Below are 19736 nucleotides of genomic sequence, written 5' to 3'. Positions count from 1 at the left end.
GATTGCCACCGCTGCTGCGCCGATTGCTGCGGCCGTTGCTGGACCCGTACCGGCGCTACCGCCATGCCCGGGTGATCCATGCGGTACGGGTGTCGCTCGGGTTGCTGGCGACGATCCTGCTGACCACCGGCATCCATCTGCCCCACGGTGAATGGGCGTCGGTGACGATGCTGGTGGTGATCGGCGGCTTGCAGCACCACGGCAACATTGGCAAGAAAGCCGCCGAGCGTGCCATCGGTACCTTGATCGGCGCTGGCGTCGGCCTGCTGTTGGTTGTACAACAGGCCTGGCTCGGGATGCCCTGGCTGACCTATTTCGCGATGTCGGTGGTCTGCGGTTTTTTCTCGTATCACGCCATCGGCAAGGGTGGTTACACAGCGCTGCTGTCGGCGATTACCGTGTTCATCGTTGCGGGGCACGGCGACAACCCGGTCACCGATGGCTTGTGGCGCGGGGTAGATATCCTGATCGGCATTGCCTTGGCCTTGGCGTTTTCCTTCGCCCTGCCGCTGTACGCGGTTTACTCCTGGCGCTATAACCTGGCCGACGCGCTGCGTGATTGCGCGAAAGTCTACGGGCGCATCATTGACGGCCAGGCCATCACCGCCGACGAACACCTTAAACTCATGACCCGCCTGAACGCGGTGATGGTGCAACTTCGCTCACTGATGCCCTCGGTGTCCAAGGAAGTGAAGATTTCCATGACCGAACTGGATGCCATCCAGCGCAACCTGCGCATGTGCGTCAGCACCCTGGAAATCCTCGGCAATACCCGACCGGATGCCAATGACCCCGAGGCGATGACGCTCCTGCAAACGGCATTGAAAGCCGAGCATCGACAGATTCGCGTGCAATTGATCGGCATGGCCCGGGCCTTGAAATCAGGCGCCGCCCAGCGGCTCGATCGGCCCATGGACTTGCCGCTGGTCAGCCTTGATGCGCCGGTCTACAACACGCTTGACGGGTATCGCTTGCTGACTCGACAACTGGCCGCCAACGTCGGCGAGATGCGCCAGCGACTGGCCGGGAACGCGCCGCGCTGGAGCATCTGACGCCTGTGTCGCAGATTACGGCGTTACTGTGCGCCGAAACTTCAGCGACCAGCCTTGTTGCATGCCGGCCGCGGCCAGCAGGATCGCCGCGACACCGATCCACTGCAGCGGCTCCAGGCGATGACCGAAGGCAAACCAGTCAACGAAAATCGCCGCGATCGGATAGATGAAGGACAGCGCCCCGGTCAATGCCGTCGGCAGTTTTTGAATGGCGCCGTACAGCAACACGTACATCACACCGGTGTGCACCATGCCCAGCGTCACCAGGCTGGCCCACGCGCTTGGCGCCTGCGGCAATGCCGAAAAATGCGCAAATGGCGCAAGCAACAACACACCAGTGCTGACCTGGATCAGCGCAATCAAATGCGGTGGAGTGCCGGTCAGACGCTTGATGATCAACGCGGCAATCGCGTAGAGAAACGCCGCGCCCAACGCCAGGGCAATGCCCGTCAGGTAATCGCTACCGCTCTCGCCTTGGCTGCCATGGGCGCTGACGATTGCCAGCATCCCGAGAAACGACACGCCCAGCCAGGCCAGCTTTTGCGCGGTGATCTTTTCATTGAGAAACAGCGCCGCCAGCCCTACCAGCATGAACGGCTGGACGTTATAGACAGCAGTGCCGATGGCAATCGACGCCCGGGAATAGGACGCGAACAACAGCACCCAGTTGCCGACAATCGCCACACCGCTGAGCACCGCCAGCAAGAAGGTGGTGCGGGTCAAGATGCCGGGCCGTAAAAAGCCGAAGGCGGCACAAATCAGCAGCAAGGTGCCGGCACCGAACAGGCAACGCCAGAACACCACATCCAGCACCGGTTGCCCGGACACCAGCACGAACCAGCCGATGGTGCCGGAGATCAGCATGGCGGCCGTCATTTCGAACGAACCGCGGCGTAGGGTTTTGTCCATCATCAGACTCCTGTGTTTGTGGCCAAAGTATGCCAATGCACTCAGGCGCTACTCCATAGCAAAAAGCAGGCTAAACTCGAGATCAGCCTTTTTTATCAAGGCCGTTTTGAAAAAATGCCTAACGGAGGGTTTCGCCATGACCGACGATATCGACCAGGTGCTGATCACCGCCCTGATGGAAGACTCGCGACGTTCGCTCAAGGCCCTGGCGCAAATCAGTGGCCTGTCCTCCCCCAGCGTCGCCGAGCGTCTGCGCCGCCTGGAAGAGCGTGGCGTGCTCAAGGGCTACACCGTTGAAATCGACCCGAAATGCTTCGGTTATCAACTCCAGGCCATCGTGCGCATTCGCCCGTTGCCGGGCCAGTTGCAAGAAGTAGAACGGCAAATCATGGCCATTCCCGAGTTCACCGAATGCGACAAGGTCACCGGCGACGACTGCTTCATTGCACGCCTGCATGTGCGCTCGATGGAACAACTGGACACCCTGCTCGACCGCCTCAATACCCACGCCGAAACCAATACCGCAATCGTCAAGAAAACCCCGGTCAAGCGCCGGTTGCCGCCCATGGCGTGAGTGATATTTGTTTCAGACTGAAGTAGATTGACGGTTTCCGGCGAAGGATTGACGGCATGAAAACTCAGGCAATGCTACTCGTGGCGATGCTGCTTGCGGGTTGCGGCACGATTCAGACGGTTGTACGCAGTGACGAAGTGGCCTCGAAAAGCCTCAAGGAACAAAAGAGTTACTGCGGCGCGGTACCGCGAATCTACAGTGGCGTGACCTACGACTTTTGCATATTGAATGCGCCCCTCGAAGAGGGTCGGGATGCGCAGGTACATGGCCCTGCCCCCGCTATCGTGCTGATCGACGTAGTCATTTCCGGTGCGCTCGACACCTTGTTGCTGCCCTACATCATCTACCGCCAGCAAGCCGACGGCAGCATCGTCATTGTCGAATAGTCCTGAATTCCAGAAAATAAAAAACCCGCCTGAGCGGGTTTTTTACTTCAGGGTCGACGATCAATCATCGCGACCCATGATGCCGAACAGCTGCAACAGGCTGATGAACAGGTTGTAGATCGATACATACAGGCTGATGGTGGCCATGATGTAGTTACGCTCGCCGCCATGAATGATGGCGCTGGTCTGGAACAGGATGCAGACCGAGGAGAACAGCACGAAACCTGTGCTGATCGCCAGTTGCAGACCGCTGATCTGGAAGAACATGCCCGCCAGCGTTGCACCCAGCAGCACGAAGAAGCCTGCCGTGATGAAACCGCCGAGGAAGCTCATGTCCTTGCGGGTAATCAGCACATACGCCGACAGACCGCCGAACACCAGCGCCGTCATCGCGAACGCCGAGCTGACCACTTCAGCGCCGCCCTGCATACCCAGGTAACGGTTGAGGATCGGGCCAAGCAGGAAACCCATGAAACCGGTCAGGGCAAATGCCGACACCAGGCCCCACGCCGAATCACGGAGTTTGTTGGTGAGGAAGAAAAGACCGTAGAAGCCGATCAGCACCACGAAGATGTTCGGGTAGCCAACACGCATCTGCTGGGCAACGTAGGCCGTCACACCGCTGAATGCGAGGGTCAGGGCGAGCAAGCCGTATGTGTTGCGCAGGACGCGGCTAACCTCTAGCTGCTCAGCCTGCACGCTGTTATTAACTGCGTAATCCTGTTCGCGCATGGCGACACTCCTGTTGGTTTGAAACGTTCAGTCGCAAAGATCATAACAGACGCCCTGTAACAAGCCATGCAGAGAGTTTGACAGTGTGTTTCATTCAGGTATTATGGCGCCCGCAACGCAAACGGAGGTGTGGCCGAGTGGTTTAAGGCAACGGTCTTGAAAACCGTCGACTGTAACAGGTCCATGAGTTCGAATCCCATCGCCTCCGCCATCTTTATACGACAAAGCCCTGATTATTCAGGGCTTTGTCGTTTCTGGGGTTCGGCGAAAAGCTTGCCACACGAAAGGCGCTCCAGAACCAGGCCCGCCTACACCTTCTCCCGGCGCTCTGCCAATCGTAAAAAACCCTCGGTACTACGCTGACCTCATAACAGAGGATTGGCGATGCCAAATTCAGATCCGGGCCCTTCCCTACTGTTCAAGATCAACGAAAATCAACTCGCCCTCGAAGCCACCATCATGGAGCTTTCGAACCGGGTCGAGCAGCCTGGACCTGCCAATGTCGCCGACAACCCCAAGACGCTCGCCTGATGCCGGCGAACATTACGAATCAAGTCACGGATGTTTACCTGTAGAGCAGATCCTTATACGATGAAGTCCGCATCTACTGCTATCCATCAGGCCTGAGCAAGCCCTCGTTATAATGCATGACAAAGTGACTTAACAAATGTGCTCTACAGTCACTCAAGGTTTCGTGCAAAAAACAGGCAAAAGCTGCACGCAGGTTAAATTACTTCTACAATTAAATATAATAAATTTGAGCACTTAAACAATGAACAACCCTGATTTTCTGGCCGATAGCTCTAAAGCCTTCAGCATAGTTATAGTAAATTACAAAACACCAGAGATCACCAAGATATGCTTGGACTTATTGCACCAGCATTTTGGCAGCAACGGTGTCCCAGTATGGGTAGTTGATAACTATTCCGCCGATGAAAGCACTGAGTACTTACGAGCTCTTGACTGGATCAATTTAATTGAGCGCTCTGCTTCCAAACCAGAAGCGGGCCATATTGCGCATGGCAAAGCACTTGACCTGGTTTTGGAGCGGGTTGAAACTGATTATTTATTCCTGATGCACACCGATACGTTTGTTTTCGATAAAAATGTTTTTCCGATGATGCTGAACAAATGCATAAAAAATCAGAAAGTCGTGGCCGTCGGTTGTGTCGAGCAATTAAACCGTGGCACCACGAGAACGCTTTGGCGCTTTAGCTCACGACTATTCAAACACCACTACAGACGCCTGAAAATCTCCATGGGATTGCGTTCAAGAGAACCAAAACCGTACAAAGAAATCTACTTGAAAAGTTTCTGCACATTGTGGAATTGCAAACTTATCAAGCAGCATAATATGCACTTTTCGATGGATGATCGCGTGCCAGGCTACACTCTCCAAGACCGCATGACCGAACTTGGCTATGTCGTTGAAATGTTATCGCCGCGTAAAATCTTCAGTTACCTGGATCACATTCAGGCCGGCACTGTCGCAGCGGCTGGCGGCTATGGAAAGACCCATAGACGAACCAAAATGTACAACAACATCCTTAAGCGCCTGAACAAGGACGACAGAAAAAGTTAAGCTGCGAATTGACGCAACCAGCAGTGCATTCAATTCCATTTTATGTCACCCACAAGTCTTTATATCAAGTTATTGGAGCGATAATGGCACCCATCACTCAAGCACTACCTATGACCCTATCCCCAGAGCTTGATTTCGACCAACACGCCGCTAGCGCCTTCGGTGGCTCATTGACCAGTCGCTATGTTCAGGCTACGCCATTTCCGCACATCGTCATCGACAATTTCTTGCACGAAGAGCTGATTGCAAGCATCTGCTCGCACTTCCCAATCGAGCCAACCAACAACGAAATGCTCTACGAGCGCGGTTATAAAGGCCAACGAAAACGTCAAATCAGTCCCAACGAATGCTCCCCCTATCTGAAGACTATCTTCAACGCCTTCAATTCGGCGCCCATGCTGCAGTTTCTTGAAAAGCTCACAGGCATCGAAGGCTTGATACCCGACCCCTACTTTACCGGTGGCGGCCTGCATGAAACGAAAAGCGGTGGTTTCCTGGGTGTGCATTCGGACTTCAGGCTCAACAAAAAGCTTAATGTCGAGCGCAGACTGAATGTCATTATTTACCTGAGTGAAGACTGGCGAGAGGAGTACGGCGGCAACCTGGAACTCTGGGATGTCGACATGAAAACCTGCCTTAAAAAAGTCCTGCCAATTTACAATCGCTGTGTCATTTTCAACACAGACAAAGACAGCAATCATGGGCACCCGGAGCCTTTAACGACTCCAGAGCACATCACCCGCAAGTCTATAGCGCTTTATTACTACACCGCAGGAACCATGGCGGCCGACCCCACACAAAGAAACAAAACCCACTATAAACCAAGGCCCAAAGATCGTTTAAGCCTAAAGTACTACATGAGTAAACTGATCAAGAAGAAATAAGCTACGAAGCGCCCGCTGAAAGATTGGGGCCTGCCGGAGAAGATGCCCGGACTGGGCTCGCTCATCCTGCAGCCCTGCCATACTGTTCAACATGACCAGTGCAACCTTCCGCTTCTACGAGGAGCTCAACGATTTCCTGCCGGCCGAACGGCGGCGGCAGTCCTTTACTTGCGAATGCGCGCAAGGGGCGACGGTCAAGCACATGATCGAGGCGCTCGGAGTACCGCACACGGAGGTCGAACTGGTGCTGCTCAACGGCGAGTCGGTGGGCCTCGAGCGGGCGATCTTCGACAGTGACCGGCTGGCGGTGTATCCCAAGTTCGAAGCGCTGGACATCAGCCCGCTGCTCAAGGTTCGCGCGCAACCTTTACGGGTGCTGCGCTTCGTCGCTGATGCGCACCTTGGCGGGCTGGCCAGCCTGCTGCGCATGAGCGGCTTCGACACCCTCTACGACAATGGCTTCGAGGATGGCGAAATCGCCGAGATCGCTGCGCAGCAAGGACGCATCGTGCTAACCCGCGACCGCGAACTGCTCAAGCGGCGGATCATCAGCCACGGCTGTTACGTGCACGCACTGAAACCGTCACTGCAACTGCGCGAATTGTACGAGCGCCTCGACCTGGCGCGTAGCGCGCGGCCATTCAGCCTGTGCCTCCATTGCAACCTGCCGCTGCACGAGATCAGCCTGGAACTGGCCCGGACGCAGGTGCCACCACGCATTGGTGTCCTCTATTCACACTTCCTGCGCTGCGACGCCTGCCAACGAGTTTACTGGGAGGGTTCGCACTGGCGCGGCATGTGTGCACTGCTGGCACCTCTGCTGGACCGATAGCCGCGCGCATCTGGCCGGCTGCGTGCCGGGGATAACCAGGTTTTGCGTCAGGTAGATAACGGCCGGAAGCAGTTACTCCAGGATCTTGAATCTGACCCACTGTTTGCCGACGTCTCTCCGGTCGTTTGCAGCCCTTCGCGACGGACAGCAAGTGGCCTGAACCTGTCATTGCCAGACAATACAGGTGTCCGTCATCATCAACAGGCCGCATCGACCCCGTGACGCAGATTGTGCTCACGCATTTGTCGGGCCAGGGTCAACACCAGAAGCAAGCCACTGGCGGCCAAGGGGGGGCCGCCGAGTCTCAACCGGAAACGGCGAACTGATCCCCTGCGACAAAGGTTTCAGGAATGAAAATGCCCGGCGACTTGCCGGGCATTTCTTAACCACCAAACAAACTTCAAACAGTTCAAAAACAAGTCGCAAACCCCCGTGACTCTACAGGGCTTGCGACTCTTTACCGATACGTCCCTCAGACTCCCGGGACGTTTTCTACGGGTATGCCTGCCGTGCACATTGCACCAGGTGCAGGCCTAGTTCTCTACCTCAACCACGTCGACATCCGGCGCATCAAGGGCGTCCTCTCTAGCCTCTCTGGCCGCCTCTCTAGCCTCCTCGTTAGCCTCTCTGACCGCCTTGTTAGCCTCCTCGTTAGCCTCTCTGGCCGCCTCGTTAGCTTCTCTGGCAGCCTTGTTAGCTGCCTCGTTAGCCTCTCTGGCCGCCTCGTTAGCTTCTCTGGCCGCCTCGTTAGCCTCCTCGTTAGCCTCTCTGGCTTCTCTTGGCTCTCTGGCTGCCCTCGCCTGAGCCTTGGCAGCCTCTCTGGCTGCATCGGCGTCTGCCTTGGCAGCGTTCCGGGCCGCATCTGCAGCAGCCCGGGCAGCGTCCCTGGCTGCATCTGCCGCGGCCCGGGCAGCGTCCCGGGCTGCATCGGCGCCCACTACGCCAGCAGCTCTTGCAGCGTCCCGAGCTGCGTCCGCATCAGCTCTGGCGGCATCCCGGGCTGCATCTGCAGCAGCTCTGGCAGCATCCCGGGCTGCGTTCGCTTCAGCTCTGGCAGCGTCCCGGGCTGCATCTGCGTCGTTTCTGGCAGCGTCCCTGGCTGCATGTGCGGCATCGTTGTCGTTGTCATCCGCGTTGTCGTTGTCGTTGTCATGCGCATTGCCCGGGCCTCTGTTCCCGGCCATACCACCATGGTCAGCGTCACCGCGCCCCGGACCGCCATGACCGTCACCGCCATGGCCTGCAGCACCACCATGGCCGCCACCGCCGTCACCACCGTGACCACCGCCGTCACCACCATGACCACCGCCTCCGGAACCTCCGGAGCCACCGCCACCGCTACCGCCTCCGCCGTGACCACCTCCGCCGTCACCACCGTGACCACCGCCGCCACCGCTTCCGCTTCCGCCTCCGCCACCGCTACCGCTACCGCCTCCGCCGTGGCCGCCTCCGCCGTCACCACCGTGACCACCACCTCCGGAGCCACCGCCTCCGCCGTGACCACCACCGCCTCCACCGCTGCCACCGTCTTTGGCATATACACTGGAGAAACTACCGATGTAATCAGGCACCAGGACAGTCGATGCCGACAGGACTCCGCCAATCGCCAGAGCCAACAAACATTTCTTGAGCAGCATGATGCACCTCCGCTTGGAGTTGCGTCGTCATCTCCGTATCGAACGCAATGTCCAGTGAGTTCCCGGCCGCCCATTGGAGCGGCCAACCAACCGGCACGAACATAAATCTGCAGCAATAACGAGCAACTGCGGTATCCGCACGATCCCTCAGAGCCAGTTAGCAAATTTGCGTGGGAATTATTCCCACACCTATAGATTAGTGCTGTCAGCCCGAGTGTCAACGACCGAACATCTGGACTGATTCTCACGGACACCAAAACTTACTGGCCGGCGTCACCGAACCGGGGGGTGCAACAGGCCCCGGTCTCGATCAGTGCAGGAAAGCAGGGTGGGTATCAGAAGGTGTGACTGAACAACAGTCCAGCCTCGCCATCCGGACTGGCATCGGAAAAGCCCTTGACGGCATACAACTGAAACTTCCAGTGCTGATTGAGCTTGTGCGTCAGGAAAAGGGTGAGCTCCTTGATCGGGTCGCCCGTGGAAACAACCTTCTGCCGCCAGTCGTAGGACGCGCCCGCCGAGGTGCGCGTAAACACGGGTATGGCGAAGCCCAGACTGGTGAATATCGGGTCGTCGAAGTCGGAGCCCGACGGATCGCCGAATTTTTTCCAGCCCAGGGTGGCAAATCCGGTCACAAGACCAAAGGATTTGGTGACATCGACCTGGGCGGAATAGTCGGTTTTGCCGGTGCCCAGGCACTTGTCTTCGTCGGCTGTAGGCAACTTGACCTTGCCGATCAGGTCCACGAACAGCCCGCCAACACTGTCCTCAAACACGGCATAGTCGGCACCGGCGATAGTGTCGCCCAAACCACTTTCAACTTTGCCGCAGCCGCCGGGCAGCGGCTCGCCGTCGGGGCCGACCGAAGGGTTGGTGATCCGCAGCCAGGGCACGGTGAGCTTGTAGGTCATGGGGCCGGTCTGGTATTTGCCCACCAGCGGGACGTACCAGGTTTCGGAAGTCGTACCGGTGCCATAATCGCCCCGAGAGTAGTCGGTGCCGATCGAGGTCGTGAAGGTATCGGCCTGGGCTGGCAAGGCCAGGCTGGCAAGCAAACCGACGAACAGGATGCGCTTGCGGTTCATGTTCACCTCGTGTCTTGCGTCATCGAAGTTCACACGCGTGTTTTGTTGTGTGACTTACCCAGCCTAGTCACTTATGACGATAGTGCATCACGACTGCACTTTTAACCCGGCCTGCCAGAGTGATCGATTTTTTCAACCGGCTCGACCTTTTCGACTTTCTCTACCTTCTCGACTGTTTCTGGCCGTTCAACTTTCTCGACTTTCTCCGGGCGTTCGACCTTTTCAACCTTTTCGGGGCGCTCGACCTTTTCCGCTTTCTCTACCCTCTCTACCCTCTCTACCCTCTCGACTTTGTCGGGTTGCTCGACACGCTCCGACCTGCCGGACTTGTCCACGCTTTCCGTTCTGTCGCCGCCGCCATGACTGTCAATGCCCCCGCGGCGAGTATCGTCGCCGACGCTGTTTTCGCTGCCGGAGCGGCCGCTCCTGTCAATACCCGAGCCCCCCGAGCTGCCGGAACTGCCCGAGCTACCAGAGTTGTCCGAGCTGTTGGAGCTACCCGAGTTACTCGATCCACTTGAGTCGTCCGTGTTTTGCTCACTGGTTCGGGGTTTCCCGTGCTGGTTCCCGGCTGGCGAATCGGAACGCTCGCGGGGCATTTCGATACGAATGGCCTGCACATCCCGCGCGCCGCTGAACACGCCAGTGACCCGCACGCGTCGATCCAGCGCCAGCTCCGAAGGCTGCACACCCACAAATACGGTGTCGCGCGCCAGCGTCACATTAAAGCCACCCACCACCACATGGCGGTCCTGCCGGCCCTGCACCAGCCCCTCGATCACTGCATTGCGTACCCGGCCAATGAAGGGCAGGCTCGGGTCGGGGCGGCTTTGGGTCACGTCCAGCTCACGGCCGGACCACTGGCCGCGCACCAGCATTTCCTGCGCCGGACCAGGGTGATTGCTGAGTTTCAGCCCCTGGAGATAACCGCTGCGATCCACCGGCCCGATAGCACTGGCCTCCTTGAGCCCGGGCGCGCGGTCGATGCGGCTGGCCACCACTTCACCACGGGCATCGCGCAGCCCGCTGACCCGTACGGGATCACCCGGGCGCAGACCGGCAGCGACTTGAGCACCGCTGGCCAGGCGTACCGGTTGCCCCATGACGCGCATGGGCATGGAATCGCGTGGCAGGGCTGTCAAGGGCCCTTCATAGACATGCAGGATGGAAATGCGCCCGGCCTCCAGACCGCGCCGGGACTTGAACGCTTCCACGGCCACCACTTGGCCTACTGCCAGCTGGGTGCTGGTGGTGTCAATACCGTTCTCGCTGACAGGCACATTGTTGTTGAAGTGCACTTCCACGCCATTGACGCAGATCGAGGCGAACCCGGTGATGGTGCCGACAATGCCGGTGCCACCGATCCCGCCGTTGTCGTCGCTGATGCCCGTGCCACCTACACCGCCTGCAACGGCACCGGTGCCGCCAATGCCGCCGGGGCGTTTTGTCATCGGTGCGCCGGTACCGCCCACCCCGCCGTTATCGGTGCCTATGCCAGTACCGCCCATGCCGCCAGGCGCCGCGCCCGTACCGCCGGTGCCACCAGGAGCCTGTATGACCGGCACTCCAATTGTGCCCGCATCATTCTGGCTGACACAGGCTGGGGCTGCTTGCAACGTAATCGCAAACCCGAAGCCCAGAGCGAGGGCGGTTGCTCGAATCAGGCGCAAATTGACTGTCATGGCTTAGGGGCCATCGATGAATTGGAGTCGGAAGCCTCAGTGTAGAAGTACAGGCCGACCGTGATGCGCTGGCGTGCTTCAAGGCTGGGCAGGTCCTGGAATTCCAGTTCGGCGGCGAGTCGGTTGAAGCTCAACAGGGTCTGCATCCCCTCATTGGCAACGGCCTCGCGCAGTGCCTCGACGCTCATCGGGGCCAGTGCGTCATAGTGGACGCTGCGTTCAAAAAAGGCCGGCCCCTCGCTGCTCAGGTTATGGACCGCGGCGCAGGCATGATCGTGCAGATTATGCCCCAGGTAAGCAGCTTTCTCATCGAAGCCCTTTTGCGGCACGAAGGCCTGGGCTTCGAGGTGCACGCGCTCCTGTTCGTCCAGGCGGACGACGCCCAGGCGCAGCCACTCGTCCAACACCACTCGTGCCCTGATATCCGTGCTGACCTTCGCCACCAGGGCGTCAAAGGAACAGTCGCCGCCGACACTGGCCAATCGAGGCAATGGCAGTGGCTGGCCGGCGTCATTGCAGAAGGGTGCGCTGGTCCAGGCGTTGACCAGTTGCGCACCGAAGGTGATGTTTTCCGGGAGCGTGGAGGAAGCGGGGTCGCTGGTGTTGCGCAAACGCCGTACATCCTTGCGGTGCACGCCGGTGAGCAGGCTGATGCGGCTGTCGGTCGGAGCCTTGTCGCCCAGACGGAACTCACGGTCAGCCACTTCGACAAAAACCTCCTTGAGCAGGTCGGCAAACACCAGATAGGTCACACCTTTGCGCAGCATCAGGCGTACCAGCGGCCGCATGACATGTCGCAAGGCTTTGAGGAGCGAGGTGGGCAAGGTAGACGATTGCATTCAGTGCATTCCTGGTCAGATAACCCCAGTATAGCCGTGTGGGAAATAATCCCATGAATGCAGGCATGTATTTCTGCCGTGCCTCATGCAAAACCCGTCCCCCGGGTTTTGCATGAGGTCATCAGCCCGCCTCACATCTGGCTGTTGTCGTCGCCGGGTTCGCCACCGACATGGACGCCGCGGTCGTCACCCGGCTCGCCGCCGACGTGAACACCGCGGTCGTCACCCGGCTCGCCGCCGACGTGAACGCCGTGGTCATCACCCGGCTCACCGCCGACGTGAACACCGTGGTCATCACCCGGCTCACCGCCGACGTGGTTGCCGTGGTCGTCACCTGCTTCTGCATGGGTGCCACCGCGACCGGAGTTCGAACTTCCAGGACCGCCATGGCCTGAATTCCCATTCCCATGGTCGCTGCCACTGTGACCACTGTTGCCACCATGGCCTCCACCACTGCTACCGCCACCGCCGTTGCCACCATGGCCGCCACCGCCGCTACCGCCACCGCCATTGCCACCACCGCCACTACCGCCTCCGCCGTGGCCACCGCCACCGCCACCGCCACCGCCACCGCCACCGCCACCGCCGCCGCCGCCGCCATCTTTGGCATAGGCACTCGAATCATGGGAAACGAAATCGGGTACCAAAACGATGGAAGCCGAGAGGACGCCGCCGATGGCCAGCGCCAGTAAACCTTTCTTGAAAAGCAGGTAAGTGTTCATCGTGCATTCTCCTGATGATTTGCCGCGAGCAGTGCCAACGCTATCCGCGTTGCAAACCGGGAGCGGCTAGGGAGCAACCCGTCAGACTTACAGTCCATCTTCAATATTTAGCGTGGGATTTTTTCCCACGCATTGAAATTAGCCCTTTCTGGCTCAAGGTCAACCGGTACAGGAGAAAGCCGACCGGCGGTTGGGGGCACCATCGAATTATCGGGAGATGGCCAATTGGCCATGGAACAGGACGAGTGGTCGAAAGGCCTCTACCACGGGCGATCACCGAGACGTGACGGCGGCTGGGACAACACCGGAATGGGGCGGGAGGACTGCCAGCACTACCAGTATCAGCTGATCAGCCTTTTCGACAGGGGGGACAAGTCTGGAACATTTCGGTGCAGTTCTTGCGCAGTCGAAGGTCTTCAAACAGGCGAAGGACTCACCCTCTCCCCCCGCTTCCCGGACGAAGACATCCAGCGTTTTCGCAAATGTCCCTGACTGCAGCCCGATTCGTTGAAGCCCGCCACAATTCAGCGGACTTCGCACAAGCCAACGAACCGGCTGCACGTCATTGATAGCTACCCCGGGACCGAGTTTTCTTGCGCATCGACACTGCCCGCCCTGCTGGCGACTGCAAGTGCCACGCAACAAGCCAGTAACGAGAATGCGGCGAATGCTCCCATCACATGTTGATAAGGCAACACATGATTCCAGGCTCGGGCCACCCCCAGGAAAGCGGCGAACAGCCAACCGCTCATGGAAAGCGCGCCCAACAAGGCGAGCCGTGTGCGGCCTGCACTGCGCAGTGCAACGAATGGAGCCTTTTGCAGCAGCGGGAAGCCAACTCGATGCAACAATGCACCGTTCAGGCTAAGTAGCGTGACGACAGTCACCTTGGCCCAGAGTTTTTGATTGAGCAGATACGCATCGCCTTCGTTGAGGTAACCCTGGAGCACCAGCAACAATCCACTTGCCCAAAGGGCCAGCAGGGCGAGGCTGACGATCCTCTGAGTTTCATCAATGTACTCAAGCCGCGCCTGGTCCAGTGTTTCCTTGCGCCAACTCCAAAGCTTGTGATCCGCCTGCAACACCCTCCCCAGGGCAATACACGTAGCAAGCAGATGACCGTATACGAGAAGCATTTTGAGCATTGCCTTGACCTTATTATTGTTTGGGCGCTGCGTTCCCTGCTTCGCTGATATTGAAAACTAATGATACAAATTAGCATTTGCGTTTTCAAGATAAGCTTTCATCAACATGTGCAGCACCGACCGCAATGCAGTGGTCTTTACACATAGAGATGGTCATTGCTGTGGAGGATGAATGTAGCCGGGTCGCTGGCCTGCGCTGTTGGCGGCAATCAGGGGGGGGCGTTAGCCCGCCCCCTTTTGAAACAACTGTCTCGATAGCTCTATCTCAGCACCCGCAATCAGTCGTCATGCTTGTGTTTGTGCTTATATTTATACTTGTTCTTATGTTTGTAGTCGGAATTGTGGTGGTCGTCATCGGCCATATTGTTGCCGATAGCACTACCTGCCGCGCCGCCCAGTCCGGCGCCGATCAAGCCACCGGTGGAACCGCCGACACTGTTGCCGATGACCTGACCGCCCGCTGCACCGAGACCACCACCAATAGCTGACTCCGTCTTCTTGCCGCTCTTCGCCGTCATTGCGCCCCCAGCCGCACCGCCTACACCGGCTCCGATCGCGGCGCCCGTGCTACCCCCCATGGCCTGGCCGACCACGCTTCCAAGGGCACCGCCGAGACCGCCACCGACAGCCGTGTTGGTGGCTTCGCCGGCAAGGGAGTACTGCGCTACAAGAAGACTTAACGCTAAGACGGAGAATGATTTACGCATCAAACAGACCTATTAGAAATACACAAGAGAACGAAAGTCTGTTGGTACGAAACAGTCAGGTCAACACATTTCCAGCCGTGCGTTGATAACGATCTACTCACTGTAGGAGCGAGCTTGCTCCGGGCGGCGTTCCGACGATGGACTCAAGAGCGCTGTGTTTAGTCAGTAAACACGCGGCATCGTTAACGACCATTGCGAGCAAGTTCGCTCCTACAAGTCTGATCGAGCGCTAATGTCAGATATTTGATTGGCCATCGGCGACGTGATGACGGCCTATGCGAACGCAGTGGGTTTTCCCATTTAGGCTAGGCTGTCCTCACTCCTGGCGTAAAGACGTAGCGGATGATCAGCGAGCCATCTGAAAGCAAGGCTGGCAGTTACTGTATCGACCGAGTCATTGATACAGGTCTAAACATTGACTGACCGAATCCTGATAATGATTTTCCAGTTTTTAGGTAGGCCTTAAATGACTTCACAGCTCTTGCAAGTTCACGGCCTCGTGAGTTTCACCCTTGCCATTCTCCTGCTTTTCCTCGGCAAAACACTCGTCCAGCACAACGCCTTTCTCCGTCAATACTGCATCCCCGAATCGGTCGTCGGCGGCTTCGTCTGTGCGGCAGTTACGTCCTTGCTTTACTTCGGCCTGAATATCCAGATCGAATTCGATCTGCAGGTTCGCGACACCCTGCTGCTCTATTTCTTTGCCGGCATTGGCTTGAAATCGGACATGCGCCAACTGCTCAAGGGTGGGCGCCCGCTGCTGATCCTGCTGTTACTCGCCGCGGTGTTCATTCTCCTGCAGAACTCGCTGGGCATGGGTGTGGCCCAAGCTTTTGGACTCGATCCCAAGGCCGGTTTGATGGTGGGCTCCATTTCCCTCACGGGCGGGGTGGGCACCACCCTGGCCTGGGCACCGCTTTTCGTCGAAAAACTGGGCATCGGTAACGCGCACGAGCTGGGCATCGCCAGCAACACCGTCGGCCTGATTGCCGCATGCGTCATCGGCGGCCCTATCGCCAACCGACTGATACGCCGCTATCAACTGACGCCGTCCCGGGATGCGGACCTGGAAGTCGGCATTCTCGAGCAACAACCGAGCAAGCCACTGGACTACTACGACGTGCTCTGGGCCTGGATGTGGCTCAACCTGACCCTGATGCTCGGCTATGGGCTCAACCTGCTGCTGGTCGAAGCCGGCGTCACCTTGCCGAAATTTGTCAGTTGTCTGTTCGCGGGCATCGTCATTCACCACCTCGTTCTGGCCTTTGTGGGCGATCAACGACTGAAAACCTGGAGCGGTGCCAGCCTGGGCCTGTCGCTGATCTCCGATATCTGTCTGGGCATGTTTTTGACCATGGCCCTGATGGGGCTTCAGCTATGGCAACTCAGCGGCGCGTTGATGTTCATTCTGTGCGCATTGACCCTGCAGATTCTGCTGACGGTCATCTATACGTATTTTGTGGTGTTCCGCTTTATGGGGCGCAATTACGAAGCCAGCGTGATTGCTTCCGGATTCGGCGGGATTGCCCTCGGTTCCACGGCGACGGCCATCGTCAACATGTCGACCGTGACGCAAAAGTACGGTGCCGCCCACCAGGCCTTCCTGATCGTGCCGCTGGTGTGTGGCTTTTTCATTGACCTGGTCAATGCCGTGATCATCAGTATGTTCAGTGGTCTATAGAGCCAATTGGGCAGGACCAATGCCAAAAACACATGACTCTGTTGATTGAGGAAAAAACCAGCCGAAGTTGGATGATGTCCTGACAGGCGCCTAATCTGAATAGACACAACCTCGAACACGCCTCTTGAGACAGGGGGAACCGGGATGACAGGACAAACTGCGCGCCGACGCTCGTCATGGATCCTGTTTTCCCTGCTCGCCGCCAACCTGGCGCTGCTGGCCGGATGTTCAGGCAAAGCCAGCACGGCTATGGCTACGGCTCCAGCCCAAGCTCCAGCCACAAACACCGGCTCAGTCTGCTTTGCCAAGGCACTCCCCACCATCGGCGAGGGTGGCCTCGCCTGGGGCGACACTTTGGCCATCGCTCGCCAGAAATCCCTGAGTAATTGCATACGCTATGCCGGCCGATCCGGCGGCACGCCGGGTACCTGCAAAGTGGTGTTCTCGGAATGTAAGCATTGATAGAACGGTTTTTCGTTTCTGCGCCGCTTTTGCATTTCTGTGCGACAGATCCCACTTCAGGGGCTCCCGTTTCACAGGCTCGTGGTGTTAGTTTGCAAATGTTTCTGATTAAACGATCAGATATTTCTTACAAACCACCTGCAAAGGAATGCCCCCAGCAATGGATTTTTCACTCAAGCATCTGGCTGCGACCACCCTCATGCTCGCCAGCCTTTCATCGTTCACCAGCGCTGCCCACGCCAACATCACGCCACAACAGAGCGCAATCATCCTGAAGTCCTTCAGTGATGCGTCGGTCAAGGATTTCAGGCAGTTCCTGGAAGGTTTGGCCAAGAGCGATATCGCCAAAACCGACGACCTCGGTCCGGCCATCCATGCGTTTCTCGACAACAAGTCGCTTACTGCTGAGCAGCAAAACCGGATCCATCGTTTGCTTGGCCTCTATGCCCGAGTGAAATATGGCAGCGCGGCCACCGAAACCTTGAAGGAGCTGGTGGCCATTCCGACCGTGCGCGTGGACAACATTGCCCAGCACGACAATCCCGAATTCATCAAGATTGCCGAGAAGCTCAAAGGCCTGGCCCAGGCGTTCAACCTGAATTTCCGCAACATCGACAACCGCGTCTATGAGATTTCCCTCGAAGGCACCGGCGATGAAGTCGTGGGCATTCACGCCCATGCCGATGTGGTGCCAGTGACGCCAGAGAACTGGGTGCTGCAGGACGGCACCCGCCTCGATCCATTCAAGGTCACCCTGGTCGGCGATCGCATGTATGGCCGCGGCACCGAGGATGACAAGAACGGCATCGTGGTGGCGCTCTACGCCATGAAGATCATCAAGGAAGAGCAGCTGCCGCTGGCCAGAAACTTCAAGCTGCTGGTCGACACCACCGAAGAAACAACGGGCGACGCCATCCCCTACTACTTCGAACGCAACCCGACCCCCAACTACAACCTGGCGCTGGATGGTGGTTACCCGGTGGTGATCGCCGAGAAAGGCTACGGCACCGTCATGGCCAGCTTCGCCAAGCGCAACGCTCAAGGCCAGGGCGCGGAAATCACCACCATGACCGGCGGCCTGGCCACCAACCAGATTCCGTCGACATCGGTTGCGACCCTGGTGACCGACAAGCCCGCCGAACTGGCCGCCAGCCTGCAAAAGGCCGGCGCCGAGTATGCCAAGCGCAACGGCGGCAACTTCGAGGTCGCTGCCAAAGCCGACGGCAAGGACGTCACACTGACAGTCACCGGCGTGTCCGCGCACTCCTCCGAACCCGAGTCCGGCGTCAACCCGGTGGCCAGGATGCTCGACTTCATCAATAGCCTTGACGGCAAGGTGGCGCTCAAGCACAACCAGATCACCGACGCTGCCCGCTACGCTGCCGACAACTGGGGGCTGGATTACCTGGGTGGAAAATTGGGTGTCGGTTTTGCCGATGAGTTCATGGGCCCGCTGACCACGTCCCTGACCTATGTCGGGATGGATGACAAAGCCTTCAAGCTCGCGGTGAACCTGCGCGTGCCGAAGGGCAAATCACCTGAAGCACTCAAATCCGAAATCGCCGCAAAGCTGGACGCCTGGAGCAAGAAGACCGGGATCGCACCGGCCTTCGACCTGTCGATTGCCGAACCGATGTACCGCAACCCCGAGGGCGAATGGGTCAAGGCCCTGCTCGCGGCGGCCAGCGAAAACCTCAGCATGGAACACAAGTTCGGCACCTCCGCCGGCGCCACGTCGGTGCACGAACTGCCGAATGGCGTGCAATTCGGCCTGGCCATGCCGGACGTCAAATACACCGGTCACAACGACAACGAGTTCAAGACCACCGGGCAGTTCCTGCTGGACTTGCAGATCGTGACCGAGATGATGGGCCGCATCGGGCAATTGCCGAAACTCTGATCCCCGTCGGACCCGCCCTTCTGGCGGGTCCGATTCTTGACCTGTCATGACGATCGACTGTCATCGTGGCGGCGTCCGCCAGCCAGCAATGGCTCGCTTGCCTGGAGTTCGGCGCGGCCTGAGGCGTGTGCGAGGGTTGTTGGAAATACAACTCGAATGTCTGGCCATTGGTCGATTGCTACCGGCCACAATATATAATCATCCACTGTGGCAACGCTGCGAGTGCGCTTTTTTCGAGGGAAAAAAGGCAGTGCTTTTAACTGGTTGGTTAACCAAATCAAGGGGATTTTTATGACCGACTTGGTCATGCCAACCCGATTTTCCCTATGGAATCTGGAAAAAAAGACGAAAAAATCGATGGGGCTCTCCCCCGCCCTCCGAATCGCCGAAAAGCTGTCAACGACGCGGGCTGCGCCGCCAAAGCTGGCAATGTGCAATTAACCACGAACACTGCCGTTGGTCAGTAAAGTTGATCAAAAAATGAACGCACACGGATTTTTCCGTTCAGAATACGCAGCAGGTGACACGGGCTCTGATCCTCACCTACCCCCCAGAAGCGGAAGTTAAACCTCATATGCACCAAGTGCGATTGGGGTTTTTTGTTACCTAAAAATGGAAGTGCCGAATGACTAATAGATCATTCGTGAAACTCACATTTATCTTGGCCGCGTAATGCCGCCAGATTAATTATTAGTAATGAGTGGATATTGACTGCCATCCGCAACGGAAAATTCCAATTAATCCGTGCCGAGCGTCATGTTGATTCACTATTAAAACAAAGAGGCAACCATGGATCTTAGTTTTCTTTCTTCGCCAGCCGTGGAATATGTTCGTTTGGGCGTTGTGTATTTCCACCTTATCGCCTGCTGTGTGGCTATCGGCTTGGTCTTGACCAGTGACGTTGCAATGGTCAAGCAACTCCTGA

Annotated in this window: 21 protein-coding genes and 1 tRNA gene; 11 read left to right on the top strand and 11 right to left on the bottom strand. The window is 57.8% G+C overall.

Annotated elements, in window-relative coordinates:
- Positions 1-11: 11 nt before the first annotated feature.
- Positions 12-1052 carry an FUSC family protein gene (locus PMI31_RS03100; protein ID WP_043302167.1) on the top strand — a complete coding sequence of 347 codons (1041 nt, stop codon included), beginning with the start codon at positions 12-14 and terminating at the stop codon, positions 1050-1052.
- A gap of 15 nt (positions 1053-1067) precedes the next feature.
- Here the strand turns inward: PMI31_RS03100 and PMI31_RS03095 are convergent, their stop codons facing one another.
- Positions 1068-1961: a DMT family transporter gene (locus tag PMI31_RS03095; RefSeq protein ID WP_008016160.1), complete on the bottom strand. Its 894-nt coding sequence runs from the start codon at positions 1959-1961 to the stop codon at positions 1068-1070.
- 136 nt (positions 1962-2097) lie between these two features.
- Here PMI31_RS03095 and PMI31_RS03090 point away from each other — a divergent pair, with 136 nt between their 5' ends.
- Entirely contained in the window at positions 2098-2535 is a 438-nt protein-coding gene (locus tag PMI31_RS03090; RefSeq protein ID WP_007987480.1) for an Lrp/AsnC family transcriptional regulator, read from the top strand.
- 56 nt (positions 2536-2591) lie between these two features.
- The gene (locus PMI31_RS03085; RefSeq protein ID WP_008016158.1) at positions 2592-2921 is read left to right on the top strand and encodes a YceK/YidQ family lipoprotein; all 330 of its coding nucleotides are present in this window, start codon (positions 2592-2594) and stop codon (positions 2919-2921) included.
- 60 nt (positions 2922-2981) lie between these two features.
- On the opposite strand, the gene PMI31_RS03080 is transcribed toward PMI31_RS03085, so the two are convergent.
- On the bottom strand, positions 2982-3653 hold the full coding sequence (locus PMI31_RS03080; RefSeq protein WP_008016156.1) for a Bax inhibitor-1/YccA family protein: 672 nt from the start codon (positions 3651-3653) through the stop codon (positions 2982-2984).
- A gap of 123 nt (positions 3654-3776) precedes the next feature.
- On the opposite strand from PMI31_RS03080, the gene PMI31_RS03075 reads away from it, so the two are divergent.
- The 5 genes from PMI31_RS03075 to PMI31_RS03060 all read left to right on the top strand — a co-directional run bounded on the left by PMI31_RS03075 (position 3777) and on the right by PMI31_RS03060 (position 6951).
- A tRNA-Ser gene (locus tag PMI31_RS03075) sits at positions 3777-3864 on the top strand.
- A 173-nt stretch (positions 3865-4037) separates the two neighbouring features.
- Complete coding sequence (locus tag PMI31_RS30665; protein ID WP_008016155.1) at positions 4038-4184, top strand: hypothetical protein; 147 nt, start codon at positions 4038-4040, stop codon at positions 4182-4184.
- 241 nt (positions 4185-4425) lie between these two features.
- Positions 4426-5235, top strand: coding sequence for a glycosyltransferase family 2 protein (locus tag PMI31_RS03070; protein WP_008016154.1), 810 nt, complete (start codon positions 4426-4428; stop codon positions 5233-5235).
- Between the two features lie 83 nt (positions 5236-5318).
- Positions 5319-6119, top strand: a complete 801-nt coding sequence (locus PMI31_RS03065) for a 2OG-Fe(II) oxygenase (protein ID WP_008016153.1) — start codon at positions 5319-5321, stop codon at positions 6117-6119.
- A 91-nt stretch (positions 6120-6210) separates the two neighbouring features.
- Entirely contained in the window at positions 6211-6951 is a 741-nt protein-coding gene (locus PMI31_RS03060; RefSeq protein ID WP_008016152.1) for a Mut7-C RNAse domain-containing protein, read from the top strand.
- Positions 6952-7484: 533 nt separating this feature from the next.
- On the opposite strand, the gene PMI31_RS29670 is transcribed toward PMI31_RS03060, so the two are convergent.
- The 8 genes from PMI31_RS29670 to PMI31_RS03025 form a co-directional block, all read right to left on the bottom strand.
- On the bottom strand, positions 7485-7889 hold the full coding sequence (locus PMI31_RS29670) for a hypothetical protein (RefSeq protein WP_008016151.1): 405 nt from the start codon (positions 7887-7889) through the stop codon (positions 7485-7487).
- On the bottom strand, positions 7889-8494 hold the full coding sequence (locus PMI31_RS31610) for a hypothetical protein (protein WP_162130426.1): 606 nt from the start codon (positions 8492-8494) through the stop codon (positions 7889-7891). The genes PMI31_RS29670 and PMI31_RS31610 overlap by 1 nt, the downstream gene beginning before the upstream one ends.
- Before the next feature lie 429 nt (positions 8495-8923).
- The gene (locus PMI31_RS03050; protein ID WP_008016149.1) at positions 8924-9673 is read right to left on the bottom strand and encodes a hypothetical protein; all 750 of its coding nucleotides are present in this window, start codon (positions 9671-9673) and stop codon (positions 8924-8926) included.
- A 101-nt stretch (positions 9674-9774) separates the two neighbouring features.
- Positions 9775-11355, bottom strand: coding sequence for a DUF5666 domain-containing protein (locus PMI31_RS03045; protein ID WP_008016147.1), 1581 nt, complete (start codon positions 11353-11355; stop codon positions 9775-9777).
- Positions 11352-12194: a DUF6502 family protein gene (locus tag PMI31_RS03040; RefSeq protein ID WP_008016146.1), complete on the bottom strand. Its 843-nt coding sequence runs from the start codon at positions 12192-12194 to the stop codon at positions 11352-11354. The genes PMI31_RS03045 and PMI31_RS03040 overlap by 4 nt, the downstream gene beginning before the upstream one ends.
- Before the next feature lie 131 nt (positions 12195-12325).
- The gene (locus PMI31_RS31605; protein WP_008016144.1) at positions 12326-12916 is read right to left on the bottom strand and encodes a hypothetical protein; all 591 of its coding nucleotides are present in this window, start codon (positions 12914-12916) and stop codon (positions 12326-12328) included.
- Positions 12917-13488: 572 nt separating this feature from the next.
- Positions 13489-14061, bottom strand: coding sequence for a DUF2214 family protein (locus PMI31_RS03030; RefSeq protein WP_008016143.1), 573 nt, complete (start codon positions 14059-14061; stop codon positions 13489-13491).
- A gap of 278 nt (positions 14062-14339) precedes the next feature.
- Positions 14340-14768, bottom strand: coding sequence for a glycine zipper domain-containing protein (locus PMI31_RS03025; protein WP_008016142.1), 429 nt, complete (start codon positions 14766-14768; stop codon positions 14340-14342).
- Between the two features lie 466 nt (positions 14769-15234).
- On the opposite strand from PMI31_RS03025, the gene gltS reads away from it, so the two are divergent.
- The 3 genes from gltS to PMI31_RS03015 all read left to right on the top strand — a co-directional run bounded on the left by gltS (position 15235) and on the right by PMI31_RS03015 (position 18811).
- Entirely contained in the window at positions 15235-16449 is a 1215-nt protein-coding gene (gene gltS, locus PMI31_RS03020; RefSeq protein WP_008016140.1) for a sodium/glutamate symporter, read from the top strand.
- Between the two features lie 144 nt (positions 16450-16593).
- Positions 16594-16911, top strand: a complete 318-nt coding sequence (locus tag PMI31_RS29665) for a hypothetical protein (protein ID WP_008016139.1) — start codon at positions 16594-16596, stop codon at positions 16909-16911.
- Positions 16912-17071: 160 nt separating this feature from the next.
- Positions 17072-18811 (top strand): dipeptidase, encoded by a 1740-nt coding sequence (locus PMI31_RS03015; RefSeq protein ID WP_008016138.1) that lies wholly within the window; start codon positions 17072-17074, stop codon positions 18809-18811.
- Between the two features lie 44 nt (positions 18812-18855).
- Here PMI31_RS03015 and PMI31_RS30660 read toward each other — a convergent pair whose 3' ends face one another.
- Entirely contained in the window at positions 18856-19119 is a 264-nt protein-coding gene (locus PMI31_RS30660; RefSeq protein ID WP_157213256.1) for a hypothetical protein, read from the bottom strand.
- Positions 19120-19736 lie beyond the last annotated feature (617 nt).

Origin of the sequence: Pseudomonas sp. GM55, assembly GCF_000282395.1 — a bacterium.
In the GTDB taxonomy this organism is placed as follows: domain Bacteria; phylum Pseudomonadota; class Gammaproteobacteria; order Pseudomonadales; family Pseudomonadaceae; genus Aquipseudomonas; species Aquipseudomonas fluorescens_CC.
This window is presented reverse-complemented; position numbering and strand designations above follow the sequence as displayed.